Source organism: Seonamhaeicola sp. MEBiC01930 (assembly GCF_045277075.1).
In the GTDB taxonomy this organism is placed as follows: Bacteria; Bacteroidota; Bacteroidia; order Flavobacteriales; family Flavobacteriaceae; genus Seonamhaeicola.
Genome location: NZ_CP104270.1, coordinates 3,137,828 through 3,151,373 on the forward strand (window position 1 = coordinate 3,137,828; position 13,546 = coordinate 3,151,373).

A 13,546-nucleotide genomic window follows, 5' to 3' on the forward strand; every position below is an offset into this window, starting at 1 on the left:
TATTTTGAAAAATATAAACGAAAATTGAAAAATGAGTTGATTATTTTTTTATTAAACCTAACTCAATTAAACGTTCATTTAAAAAATCACCAGCGGTAATATCATCAAACTGTTTAGGGCTATTCTTATCTACACATCCTTCAAGAACATCAAGTTTCATATCACTAATGGGATGCATAAAAAACGGAATGGAATATCTAGAAGTACCCCAAAGTTCTTTAGGTGGATTTACAACTCTATGAATAGTAGATTTTAATTTGTTGTTTGTGTGTCTTGATAACATATCTCCAACATTAATCATTAATTCATCTGCCTCTGCAATAGCATCAATCCAAACACCTTCATGATTTTGTACTTGCAGCCCTTTTCCTTGCGCTCCCATTAACAACGTAATTAGGTTTATATCTCCATGAGCTGCAGCTCTTACGGCTTCTTTGGGTTCTTCTTTAATAGGCGGATAATGAATGGGTCTTAAAATAGAATTACCGTTATAGATATATTCATCAAAATAAGTTTCCTCTAAGTTAAGGTGCAATGCTAAAGCCCTAAGCACATATTTAGCAGTTTTCTCAAGCATTTTGTAAGTTTCTTTACCCACTTCATTAAAACCTGGAAGTTCTTCAACAATTACATTATCTGGGTACTCTTCTTTAAGTTTTTCATTATTTGCCACGTACTGCCCAAAATGCCAAAATTCCTTTAAATCACCTTCTTTTTTACCTTTGGCACTTTCTTTTCCAAAAGATACATATCCACGTTGTCCTCCAATTCCAGGAATTTCGTATTTTCTTTTTGTTTCAACAGGTAAACTAAAAAAATTTTTAACTTCACTGTACAATTTGTCAACCAAGTCATCATCTAAAAAATGTCCTTTTAGGGCCACAAATCCTATGTCTTCGTAGGCTTTACCAATAGAGTCTACAAAACTTTGTTTTCTAATTGGATCATCAGAAATAAAATCCTTCAAATTAACGCTTGGTATACTATTCATGTGGTTTTTCTATTTGTGAGTAATACAAATGTACAAAAACATTGTAAAGTTAAGTAGCACCTTATTATTCTATCTTTTTAAATTTAAATAGTTATTTCGGTGATTTATAAATTTAAAAATTGATGTTTTGAAAATTCATAGGCAAAAATTTGTTCCAAGAAATAAGCTTGTGTTTAAATATAATGAATTGAAAAATGAAAAAATCACGTACTTTTGATTTACATGATTACTAATTAATGAACAAAGATTTTTCTAATACTACTTTAGAATTTAAAACTGAAAAGCTCAATAAGGATTTGCTTATTGAGTTATATAAAAACATGCTTAAACCAAGGCTAATAGAAGAAAAAATGTTAGTCTTGCTTCGTCAGGGAAAAATTAGTAAGTGGTTCTCTGGTATTGGTCAAGAAGCTATTTCTGTTGGGGTAACCATGGCTTTAGAAGTTGATGAGTACATTCTTCCAATGCATAGAAATCTGGGGGTTTTTACTACAAGAAAGATTCCATTGTATAGGCTTTTTTCACAATGGCAGGGAAAAGCTTCTGGTTTTACAAAAGGAAGAGACAGGTCATTTCATTTTGGAACACAACAATACAAAATTGTTGGTATGATTTCTCATTTAGGACCACAACTTGGTGTAGCAGATGGTATTGCTCTTGCAAATAAACTTATAGGAAATGATAAAATTACTGCGGTTTTTACTGGCGATGGCGGTACGAGCGAAGGGGATTTTCATGAAGCATTAAATATAGCCTCTGTATGGCAGTTACCAGTTATGTTTTGTGTTGAGAACAATAGCTACGGACTTTCAACACCTACAAATGAACAGTATAACTGTGAACATATTGCTGATAGAGGAAAAGGCTATGGTATGGAATCTCATATAATAGACGGAAATAATATTGTTGAGGTATATACTAAGGTGTCTGAATTGGCTTTGAGTTTACGTAAAAAGCCCCGTCCCATATTATTAGAATTTAAAACTTTTAGAGTTAGAGGGCATGAAGAAGCTAGTGGTACAAAATATGTCCCAAAAGATTTATTAGATGCATGGATTAATCGAGATCCGGTTGAAAACTATCAAAACTTTCTAATAGATTCTGGTATTATTAATAAGAGTCTTGAAGAAGAAATAAAAAAAGATATTACAGGTGAAATTAATGAACATTTAGAGGTAGCTCTTAATGAAGATGAGATTGTTTTTAATGAAACTAATGAATTAAATGATGTATTTAAACCTTTTGTAAATCAAATACATAGAGTAAATTCAGAAACTAAAAATATTAGATATATTGATGCTGTTTCTGAAGGATTAATGCAAAGTATGGAACACCATGATGATTTGGTAATTATGGGACAAGACATTGCAGAATACGGTGGTGTTTTTAAAATTACTGAAGGTTTTATTGAGAAGTTTGGAAAGGACCGTGTACGTAATACTCCTATTTGTGAATCTGGTATTATTGAAACGGCTATGGGATTATCTATTGCAGGTATGAAGAGTATAGTTGAATTACAATTTGCAGATTTTGTGAGTTCTGGTTTTAATCCTGTGGTAAATTATTTAGCAAAAAGTTATTATAGATGGGAGCAACAAGCGGATGTTGTTTTACGAATGCCTTGTGGTGGAAATGTAGGAGCTGGTCCATTTCACTCTCAAACCAATGAAGCTTGGTTCACTAAAACCCCAGGTTTAAAAGTGGTTTATCCAGCTTTTCCATTTGATGCTAAAGGGTTGCTCGCAACCGCTATTAATGATCCTAACCCTGTAATGTTTTTTGAGCATAAAGCATTATATAGAAGTGTACGTCAAGAGGTACCAACAGAATATTATACGTTACCATTTGGAAAAGCATCAGTTTTAAAAGTAGGCGCTGATATTACTGTTATATCTTATGGAGCAGCTGTACATTGGGCTTTAGAAACTTTAGTTAAAAATCCTGAAATTCATGCTGACCTTATTGATTTAAGAACCCTGCAGCCACTTGATACGGAAACCATTTATAATTCGGTTAAAAAAACTGGAAAGGTTATTATTTTGCAAGAAGACAGTTTATTTGGAGGAATTGCTAGTGACATATCGGCTTTGATTAACGAAAATTGTTTTGAATTTTTAGACGCACCAGTGAAACGGGTTGCAAGTTTAGAAACTCCAATTCCGTTTGCAAAAGCGTTAGAAAATCAATATTTACCTAAAGGTAGATTTGAAAGGGAATTAAAATCATTATTAGCTTATTAATATGGGTGACTATTTTGAAGTTTTTATAAAAGCGTTTACAGCTTCCATTGATTGGACTTGGAGGTCTGTTATTTTTAATGTGCCTTGGAATAACAATTATTTTTGGGGTTTAATTATTATTTCAATAATAGTTTGGTTCCTCGAAATGGTTTTTCCTTGGCGCAAAGAACAAAAGGTTATTAGAAAAGACTTTTGGCTTGATGCCTTCTACATGTTTTTCAACTTTTTCATTTTTACCATTGTAATTAGTGGGTTTTATAGTGTTTTAGAATTGATTTTTAGTAGTATGAAACTTGGTATAACATCAATTCAATTAATAGATCTATCAGGGTTACCTGTTTTTATTGAATTACTCATCTTTTTTTTAATTCTTGATTTTGTGCAATGGTTTACACATGTTGTGCTCCATAGGTTTGAATTTTTATGGAAATTTCATAAAGTACATCACTCAGTTAAAGAAATGGGGTTTGCGGCACATTTACGTTATCACTGGATGGAAAATATTTTATATAAGCCATTAAAAGTTTTTGCGGTTATGCTTATTGGTGGTTTTGAACCTAATCAGGCTTTTATTATTCATTTTGTGGCAATAGCTATTGGGCATTTAAATCATTCTAATATTAAGCTTACTTATGGGCCCTTAAAGTATATTCTTAATAATCCAGTAATGCACTTATATCACCATGCTTACACTTTGCCGAATGAGCGTAAACATGGTGTTAATTTTGGAATTAGCCTTAGTTTGTGGGATTATATTTTTAAAACAAATTATATTCCTGAAAGTAAGGGTAAAATAAAATTAGGTTATTCTGATGATAATAAAATGCCTAAAACCTTTCTTGGTCAATTACTATATGGATTTAGAAAGAAAGACTAATTTCAGAAAGACCGTTTATCTAGTTTCTGCCTCAGATAGAATAAAGGGGTAAGCTTCTCTAACTTGTTTTAACTCATTTTCATTCAAATTATCTGCAGGTTTATTCAATACCTTAATAGTGTAAGAATTTCGTAACTCATAATAGGCTTTTGTTAATTCATTTTGAACCGCAACATACTGCTTATAACTAGTTTGTTTCATGTTTTGTAATGAAATAACGGCTTTTTTAGGGTTGTCTGAAGAGGTTATTACACCATTACCATTACAGTAGTTACAAGAACCATCACCATTGTTATCAAGAAAATTTTTAGCAAGATCTTTCAATTCTTCTAGAGAAACTAACTCATCTCTTACCATGATTTGGTTTTTCCCATTAATCATAACTGGTAAAATATTACGCTTGTTAATAGGAGGTGTACAATCTTGTCCTGTAGGGCATTCTCGTGGAAGCATTCGGTTAATGCCTTGATCTGTTGATACTGTTGCTGTTACCAAGAAAAAGATAAGTAGTAAAAAGGCAATGTCTGCCATGGACCCTGCATTAACTTCGGGTCTGAATTTTGAACGTCTCATAAAATTATAGTTTAAATGTTAATATGTGTAGAATCACAAAAACAATACCATAACTAATTGAGATACAACTTAAAGAGAATCACTCTTAAATCTTTTAAAAAATTAATGTTTTAGTATAAAAATAGGGTAGAAGTACTATTAAAGTGCTTTTAGGAATGATTTTTGTGTTAAAGGATTATAAAAAATTTATTAGTTTTAAGATAAAGAAATATCTTTGAAATAAGATTGCATAATCATTGCTATGATATTTAAACAGTTTAAAATATATTTTTCCTTTCTGGTCTTGCTTGTTTTTACTATGTCTATGCATGCTCAAATTGATTCTAAGAAAAAACCTGTACTTATTCAGGCTACTGAGAATGAAAATGACACATTAGATGCTTCTCCTACAATCCCTTTAAAAACCTCAACTAGCAATGAGTTAAGTGGGTTGAATGCACCCAAAATAACGCCACAGTTAAAAATGCCAAAAAAGGAGTTTTCTATGTTTGGTGAAAAGTTTGGAAACCCTGGAGAGCTCTATTCAGACAGAATAAAAAAGCATGAAAAAACTATTAAAGAGTCTGAAGGTTTAGGTACAAAAGGGAGTAAGGTTGATGTCTTTTTTGGTAATCATAGAACCAAATCTAAGCATGTAAGAGTGCTATATAGGGATTATGGACTAGAAGATGGTGATTATGTAAGGGTTTCAGTAAATGATGAAATTATACAGTTTAGAGTAAGTTTAAGAAACGCTTTTAAAGGTTTTAAGATAGAATTAAAAGAAGGGGTTAACCTTATAGAATTTTTAGCATTAAACGAAGGTTATGCGTTGCCAAACACAGCTCATTTTAGAATTGTTGATGATAATGATAATATTATTGCATCTGATTTATGGGCCTTATCTGTAAACGTGAAGGGAACTATTCATATTATTAAAGAATAAGTAATATTTTTCATACTTTTATAGTATGATTAATAAATTTAAAATTTTAATTCTTTTTATCAATTTTTGTTCTTTTTTGTTTGGTCAAAATATAAACAATAGTTCGTGGGTGTTGACTGATTTAAATTTGAATTCAGAAAGTAATGCTCAACTTTTCACCGAATATAATACCAACATAACTGCATTTTTTAGTAGTACTACTAATCTTGATAAACAATATTTTAATGCTTCACCTTGTGATACTTGGAGTGGTGAAGTTATTATAGATTATCAAATTTCAGAAATTACTTTTTTAGATTTTGTTTCAACATTAGGAGGTTGTGAAGGTGAAATGGGCAGTCAGTATGCAATTCTAAGTGAAATAATAAATAAACATGATTTGTTTTTCGACAACTTCTTTAATGGAGCAAAATTTAATTTTAATGTAATAGAACAAACGGCTACCGAACCAAAAACACTAACTCTAACCAAAAGTAATGGTGATTTTGCTGTTTACAATGAATTAGTATTATCTGTTAAGAACCGTTTTATTTCAACACATAATTTAAGTGTTTATCCAAACCCAGCAGTGAATAAACTATTTGTATCTTCAAATTTAGATATTGAAAATACTGATTATGAAATCATTGATTTTACCGGTAAAATAGTTTTAAAAGGAATGTTGAATTATGAAAAATCAGTAAAGGTTAATCAACTTAAAAGGGGTATTTATTTTATAAAGGCTAAAACAAAAAACAATATTTTTTTGATAAATAATTTTGTGAAAAATTAGTTATAATTCTGTATTACCTTATCGATTAACTTTAGTTTTTTATTAGTAGACTTGAAAGAAACCTTTAAAAAAAACTCTATGCGCAATATCTTTTTATGTTTTCGAGGTGTTCATTCTTATATTATGAGACTGCTGCAATTATCTTTTCTTCTTGTAATAACCATTAATTGTTTTTCTCAACCAACAAGAATTGATAATGACGAATGGCTACTATATAATTTAAGAATTAATTCTGAAAATCATTTTAAACCAATAAATGCTGAAGGAAATCAAATTTCTGCATGGTTTGGAGAAGTTTCAGGGAATAACCAGTCATTTGATACTTTTATTTGCGAAAGTATTGTTGTTGATATTAAATACAATTCCAATGACATGTCTTTTGAGACAATAAATGTTGGTTCTACTTTAGGTGGTTGCCCTAATAAAGCTGTTGGAGTTGATATGGTCAGCGTTTATGATATTGAGCTAAAATATTGGAGTTTTTTTACTAGTGATGGACTGAATACCATTTTCAATTATACTATTACATTAGAAAACTTAGATCAGGCTAGGACTTTAACTATAATAGCTCCTAATGGAGATTTTGCCTACTATCATCATAGTAAATTTTTAAATATTGAGAGACTTAGCAGTTTGTCATTTTCCATTTTCCCAAATCCTGCTAAGAATAACTTGACCGTTGCGTCTAGTAACAAATTAATTGGTAAAAGAATTGAAATATTTAATGTGTTAGGTAATTTAAAAATGACAACAAAATTACCTGCCTCAAAGACTATAAGTACTAAAAACTTATCAAAAGGTTTATATTTTCTTGTGATAAAAGATAATTATGGCAATGCATTTACTAAGAAATTTGTAAAAAATTAATTGTTATCCTATACAATCTCATCAATCAACTTTAACTCCTCATCAGTAAATTCTAAATTATCTAAAGCTTTTAAGTTTTCTTTTAATTGCGTAGCAGAACTCGCTCCAATTAGCACCGATGCCACTTGTGGTTGCCTAAGTATCCATGCAATTGCCATTTCAGATAATTTTTGACCTCGTTCTTGGGCAATATTATTTAGTTTAATAATTTTTTCAAGATTATTATTTACAGCTTCCGTATTGAGGTATGTCATATTTTTTGATGCTCTAGAGCCTTCCGGTATACCATTTATGTATTTATCTGTTAACATACCTTGTGCTAATGGTGAAAAAGCAATACAGCCAACCCCGTTTTGTTCTAATGTATTTAAAAGCCCGTCTTCAACCCAGCGGTCAAACATAGAATATCTAGCCTGATGCAGAATGAATGGTACATTTAAATCTTTAAGTATAGTAGCGGCTTTTTGTGTTTCCTTAGGCTCATAGTTTGAAATACCAACATATAAAGCTTTTCCTTGTCTTACAATATCAGCCAGTGCACCCATGGTTTCTTCTAATGGTGTATCAGGATCTGGTCTATGATGATAAAAAATATCAACATAGTCAAGCCCCATACGTTTTAAGCTTTGGTCTAAACTAGAAATTAAATATTTTCTTGAACCTAAATTACCATATGGTCCGGGCCACATATCATAACCAGCCTTTGTGGCTATAAACAACTCATCTCTATAACTTTTAAAATCTTTTTTCAAGATAGTGCCAAAGTTTTCTTCGGCAGAACCAAAAGGTGGTCCGTAATTATTAGCTAAATCAAAATGAGTAATACCCCTATCAAAAGCACAACGAACAATTTCTCTTCCATTCTGAAGATTATCAATAAACCCGAAATTGTGCCATAAGCCCAGTGATATAGCCGGAAGTAGAACGCCACTTTTTCCACTTCGGTTATATTTCATTGATTTATACCTATCCGTAGAAGCTTGGTAATCTACAACACCAGATTTATCATTAATTTCCATAACACTTAAATAAAATATTCAGTCATTAAATGTATGAAATTATAAAATATATCACTAATTAGTTATGCTTTGTAATTCAGAAGTTAGTGCATCTTTAATAGCGCTATTCGCATCACTTAATGGCAATTGGTTGGCATTTAATAAATTTGGACTTTCTAAAGGATTGTTTGATAGGTCATAAAATGCTTCACTACCATCCCAAAACAGAATATATTTATGTGAATCATCTCTAATAGTTACATCTAAATTACCACCATCATCACCTTCTGTGAATATATAATCTTTTTTAGTAGCATTTGTGTTTGAAAATAGCTCTTTAAAGCTTTTACTATCATTAATTTCAGCATTACCTGTTTCTGCTAAGTCTGCCACAGTTGCAAAAATATCTAAGGTATTAATTAAAGCATCTTCAGAAGCATTTGCCCTAGTAACTCCGTTTCCAGATACAATCATAGGTACATTAACACCTCCTTGATAAACGGTGCCTTTGGCTCTTCTATTGGTGTAATCTTGTGCTACTTGATTTGGTGTTCCGTTATCTCCAATAAAAATAATAACAGTATTATCTTTTTCTTCTTGGGTCATGCTATCTATAAGCCTTCCCATTTCTGTATCTAAAGCTTCCAATGCTGCAAAATAATAAGGCATTGGGTTTGCACTTATACTGGCATCATCAGATGGTAAACTACCTTGAGAATGTAAATTATTTGGTGGAAGGTGAAAAGGACTATGTGGTGCGGTATAAGCTAACCATAAAAACCATGGCTTGGTTTGATCATCAATCCAATCTATGGCCAAATCTGTAAGCTTAGAAGTCATATATTCAGTTGAGTTAGAAGTACTTCCGTTAACGTTAAGTGTCCAATTGGTATATGAACTTACATTTGAAATACTACCTGCGAAATAATCAACACCCATATTATTTGGGTGAGCATTATTACTAGATAAATGCCATTTACCAATAACTGCATGACCATAGGCGGAACCAGTATTACTATCTAAATAGCTTTGAATGGATGTTTCAGTAGTGGAAAGCGAGCTACCCGGTGAGGTAATCCCAGTTCTAAAACCATACTTTCCAGTTAAAATTCCGGCTCTAGTAGGTGAACAAGTAGGGCTAGACCACACATTATTAAATTTTAACCCAGAATTCATTAAGCCTTGAAGAACTGGCATATTAGGTTTAGTAGATCCTAAACTGTAACCAGGGCAAGCGTCTAGACCAAAATCGTCAGCAATTACTAATAAAATATTCGGCTTTGTTTGGGGTTCTGGGGTATTTGTTTCTTCAGATACTTCCTCTGTATTTGAGCTACATGAAACAAACAATGTAATAATAACAATTAAAAATAAATAGCGATTCATAAGGCAATTTTTTGATTTTAAAAATAGTTTATTTTATCTAATCCACTATTTTAAGACTGCTAAAAATTGACTAGGTTTAAAGTATAGTTAATAATCTTTAATATTTTTTATTGGAAACATTCGTTATAAACGCTTTAAGGTGTTATTTTTGCAGGCGTCAAAAATAGTTGCATGTCTATATCTCAAATTGAATTAGCAGAAAGAAAAACCGGAAAAGATTTATATAGCTACCAAAAAGGAGCTATTGATAAAATTTTTAAAAGTTTTGATGAATCGCCAGCAGATTACCATTTATTATATCAACTACCAACAGGAGGAGGTAAAACGGTTATTTTCTCTGAAATAGTTAGGCAATACCTTAAAACACATAAGAAAAAGGTTCTGGTAATGACTCATAGAATTGAGTTATGTAAGCAAACCTCAAACATGTTAACAGAGTTTGGTGTTCATAATAAAGTTGTTGATAGTAAGGCAGATTTAAGTGATCAAGCAGAATTTAGTTGCTTTGTGGCTATGGTTGAAACGCTTAATAATAGATTAAATGATGATAAATTAGATATATCAGATATAGGTTTAGTAATTATAGATGAAGCACATTATAATTCATTTACTAAACTATTTAAATTTTTTAGTCAGTCATTTATATTAGGTGTAACGGCAACACCATTAAGTTCTAGTATAGAGTTACCAATGACTGATAATTATGATGAACTTATTGTTGGTGAAAGTATTGAGTCTTTAATTGAAAATGGATTTTTGGCTAGAGCCGAAATGTTTAGTTATAATGTAGGTTTAACCTCTTTAGTTGTAGGAGCAAATGGTGATTATACAGTAAAATCTTCTGAAGATTTATATACTGACGATAACATGCTTACCAAACTTTTAAGAGCTTATGAAGAACGTTCTAAAAGAAAGAAAACCTTAATTTTTAATAATGGTATAAACACATCATTACATGTATATGATACTTTTAGAAGAGCTGGTTATCCTATTGCGCATTTAGATAATACACATTCTAAAAAAGAAAGAGCTTATATTTTAAAGTGGTTTAAGGAAACACCAGATGCTATTTTAACTTCTGTTAGTATTTTAACAACAGGATTTGATGAGCCTACTGTTGAAAGTATTATTTTAAATAGGGCAACAAAATCTCTAACATTATATTATCAAATGATTGGTAGGGGCTCTCGTATACTTGACAATAAAAGTACTTTTCAGGTTATAGATTTAGGTAATAATTTTCACCGATTTGGACCATGGGGAGATAATTTAGATTGGCAACGTATTTTTAGGTCTCCAAATTACTATTTAGATGCTTTATTAAGTGATGAAGAATTAGAAAGCAATTTCAGATACGAAATGCCTGATGAATTAAGAGCTGAATTTGCTAAATCTGAAGACGTATTCTTCGATATTCAGAAAACTTATGTAGAGTCTATTAGAGCAGGAGAGTCTTCAAAAGTGGTTTTAGAACGTTCTATTGCGCAACATGCAAAAATCTGTATAGAAAACAGTGAAGATGTTTATGATGCATTAGCATTGGCTAAAATGCTTGGAGATGATATAGATTTTAGAATAGGTAGATACACCAAGTGTATAAGTAAAAGTACTTTTAATTTTGTAGAATGGCTTAAAGGCGATTATAGAAAGAAGCTCAACTCATACTTACGCTCAAATTTTGATGAAATTTTTGAGGAAATACATGGTTATCCGCCAGAAGACTAACCGGTTATAAACTTTATTTATATTGGATATTAGAAAAGCATTAAAATTTATGCTCATTAGTACATTGTCATTTGCATGTATGAACAGCATAGTTAAGCACTTAGAAGGTATGAGTGCGTTTCAAATTGTTTTTTTCAGATCTATCACAACTTTATTATTTACTTCAGCATTTCTTTTAAAAAATAAAATTCCAGTTTTAGGAAACAATAAAAAAATACTTGTTTTAAGAGGTGTAGTTGGTGTTACTTCAATGACATTATTTTTTATGTCCACAAAGTATTTACCTATAGGAACCGCGGTATCATTAAGATATATGGCCCCAATTTTTGCTGCCATTTTTGCTATTTTCTTTTTAAAAGAAAGAGTTAAACCTTTGCAATGGCTGTTTTTTGCTATGGCTTTTAGTGGCGTAGTAATTTTAAAGGGATTTGATTTAGAGCTAAACAATTATGGTTTAATTTTAATTTTTATATCAGCTATTTTTAGTGGATTAGTGTATGTTATTTTAAGTAAAATTGGAAATAGCGAACACCCCGTAGTTGTGGTTAATTATTTTATGGGAATATCCGTTATGGTTGGTGGTGTATTGGCTTTAGCTAATTGGGTTAATCCAAAAGGCGTAGAGTGGTTGCTTGTTTTAGGTTTGGGTATTTTTGGATATTTTGGTCAAGTTTATATGACCAAAGCCTTTCAAACGGCAACTTCAACCAGTCAAATTGCGCCATTAAAATACCTAGAAACAATATTTACGTTACTTTTAGGGGTATTTGTTTTTGCTGAAGTTTATACATTTTATAGTCTGTTAGGTATAGGTTTAATTATTATAGGGTTAATTTTAAATGCTCAATTTAAGGAAAGAGCAAAAAAATTATAACATGAATAATTCTAATAGGTTTTCCTTTATAAAACCAGAAAAATCACCAGTATTCTACGGTTATATTATTCTTTTTTTTGGCAGTATTGGCGTATTAGCCAGCGCACCAGGGCAAACAGTAGGTGTTTCAGTTTTTACAGACCCTGTTAAAGATGCTTTAGGGCTTACTAGAAATCAATTCAGTAATGCTTACATGATAGGTACTTTTATGAGTTCCTTTTTAATTGGTAAAGCGGGTAAGTGGTTTGATGAGTTTGGAGCCCGTTATGTTGCTTTTTTTGCAGCTTTATTATTAGGTGTTTCACTTGTTTTATGTTCACTTTCAGTAAATATCAGTAATGCCATTTCATCTGTTTTAGATATTCAGAGTTGGTTAATTCCTTTTACTGTTATTACCATTTCATTTTTTCTAATTCGTTTTAGTGGGCAGGGCGTTATAACAATGTCTTCAAGAAATATGATAATGTTATGGTTTGATAAGAACAGAGGAAAAGTAAATTCTATTAGCAGTATAGGTGTTTCCTTAGGTTTTTCATTATCACCTATGTTTTTTAGTGGTTTAATAGATGATTATGGATGGCAACAAAGTTGGCAGATATTAGCAGTCTGCCTATTTGTTTTCAGTATCTGTGTTATTCAGTTTTACAGAAATAAACCTGAAGATTTTAATTTAAAACCAGATGGAATTGAGTCTGAAAAAGAAGAATCAAGTCTTATTCAAACTAAAACAGATTTTACGCTTGCTGAAGCTAAAATGACTAGAGCTTTTTGGATAATTGGCTTAACGCTAGCTTTTAATAGTTTTTTTATAACAGGTTTTACTTTTCATATTGTTTCTATTTTTGAAAGTCAGGCTTTATCAAAATCTCAAGCTATAGCTATATTTTTACCTATTTCAATTATTAGCATATCTGTTTCTACATTATGTAATATTTTGAGTGATTATATAAAACATAGAATTTATGTTTTAATAATGATTACGAGTGGATTTTTAGCTTCTTTAGGTTTATTATTCTTATCAAAACCTTTTGGCATTTACATGTTAATTTCTGGTTTAGGAATTTTAGGCGGATTATTTGCAGTTGTTAATGCCGTAACATGGCCTAGATACTTTGGTAGGAAATATTTAGGAGCAATTACTGGAAAAGTAATGAGTTTTTTAGTTATTGCAAGTGCCATAGCACCAACAATATTTAGTTACAGTTTTTCAAATTTAGGATCTTATAGTTTTATTAGTTACCTAAATATGATGTTTTTAGTTGTTCTGTTTGTAGGTTATTTTAAAGTTAAAAACCCACAGTAAATTTTTAATATAAAA

At 30.9% G+C, this 13,546-nt stretch carries 12 protein-coding genes; 8 read left to right on the top strand and 4 right to left on the bottom strand.

The genetic code is table 11. From position 1 onward, the window contains the following. Positions 1–40 precede the first annotated feature (40 nt). On the bottom strand, positions 41–991 hold the full coding sequence (locus N1F78_RS13540; protein ID WP_406683700.1) for an isopenicillin N synthase family dioxygenase: 951 nt from the start codon (positions 989–991) through the stop codon (positions 41–43). A gap of 236 nt (positions 992–1,227) precedes the next feature. On the opposite strand from N1F78_RS13540, the gene N1F78_RS13545 reads away from it, so the two are divergent. Both N1F78_RS13545 and N1F78_RS13550 read left to right on the top strand, forming a co-directional pair. Beyond that, positions 1,228–3,231, top strand: a complete 2,004-nt coding sequence (locus N1F78_RS13545) for a thiamine pyrophosphate-dependent enzyme (protein ID WP_406683701.1) — start codon at positions 1,228–1,230, stop codon at positions 3,229–3,231. 1 nt (position 3,232) lies between these two features. Next, positions 3,233–4,108, top strand: a complete 876-nt coding sequence (locus N1F78_RS13550; RefSeq protein WP_406683702.1) for a sterol desaturase family protein — start codon at positions 3,233–3,235, stop codon at positions 4,106–4,108. Between the two features lie 15 nt (positions 4,109–4,123). Here the strand turns inward: N1F78_RS13550 and N1F78_RS13555 are convergent, their stop codons facing one another. Beyond that, entirely contained in the window at positions 4,124–4,681 is a 558-nt protein-coding gene (locus N1F78_RS13555; RefSeq protein ID WP_406683703.1) for an ExbD/TolR family protein, read from the bottom strand. 241 nt (positions 4,682–4,922) lie between these two features. On the opposite strand from N1F78_RS13555, the gene N1F78_RS13560 reads away from it, so the two are divergent. The 3 genes from N1F78_RS13560 (at position 4,923) to N1F78_RS13570 (ending at position 7,245) form a co-directional block, all read left to right on the top strand. Continuing rightward, entirely contained in the window at positions 4,923–5,606 is a 684-nt protein-coding gene (locus N1F78_RS13560) for a hypothetical protein (protein ID WP_406683704.1), read from the top strand. 127 nt (positions 5,607–5,733) lie between these two features. After that, entirely contained in the window at positions 5,734–6,378 is a 645-nt protein-coding gene (locus N1F78_RS13565; RefSeq protein WP_406683705.1) for a T9SS type A sorting domain-containing protein, read from the top strand. 123 nt (positions 6,379–6,501) lie between these two features. After that, positions 6,502–7,245 carry a T9SS type A sorting domain-containing protein gene (locus tag N1F78_RS13570; RefSeq protein WP_406683706.1) on the top strand — a complete coding sequence of 248 codons (744 nt, stop codon included), beginning with the start codon at positions 6,502–6,504 and terminating at the stop codon, positions 7,243–7,245. 8 nt (positions 7,246–7,253) lie between these two features. On the opposite strand, the gene mgrA is transcribed toward N1F78_RS13570, so the two are convergent. Together mgrA and N1F78_RS13580 are read right to left on the bottom strand one after the other, a co-directional pair. Next, entirely contained in the window at positions 7,254–8,264 is a 1,011-nt protein-coding gene (mgrA, locus tag N1F78_RS13575; protein WP_406683707.1) for an L-glyceraldehyde 3-phosphate reductase, read from the bottom strand. 54 nt (positions 8,265–8,318) lie between these two features. After that, positions 8,319–9,629, bottom strand: coding sequence for a sulfatase-like hydrolase/transferase (locus N1F78_RS13580; RefSeq protein ID WP_406683708.1), 1,311 nt, complete (start codon positions 9,627–9,629; stop codon positions 8,319–8,321). Positions 9,630–9,800: 171 nt separating this feature from the next. On the opposite strand from N1F78_RS13580, the gene N1F78_RS13585 reads away from it, so the two are divergent. From N1F78_RS13585 to N1F78_RS13595, 3 genes are read left to right on the top strand one after another with little or no spacing between them, the layout of a single operon-like run. Beyond that, the gene (locus tag N1F78_RS13585; RefSeq protein WP_406683709.1) at positions 9,801–11,354 is read left to right on the top strand and encodes a DEAD/DEAH box helicase; all 1,554 of its coding nucleotides are present in this window, start codon (positions 9,801–9,803) and stop codon (positions 11,352–11,354) included. A gap of 22 nt (positions 11,355–11,376) precedes the next feature. Next, complete coding sequence (locus N1F78_RS13590; RefSeq protein ID WP_406683710.1) at positions 11,377–12,228, top strand: DMT family transporter; 852 nt, start codon at positions 11,377–11,379, stop codon at positions 12,226–12,228. 1 nt (position 12,229) lies between these two features. Continuing rightward, entirely contained in the window at positions 12,230–13,531 is a 1,302-nt protein-coding gene (locus N1F78_RS13595; RefSeq protein WP_406683711.1) for an MFS transporter, read from the top strand. Positions 13,532–13,546: the final 15 nt, after the last annotated feature.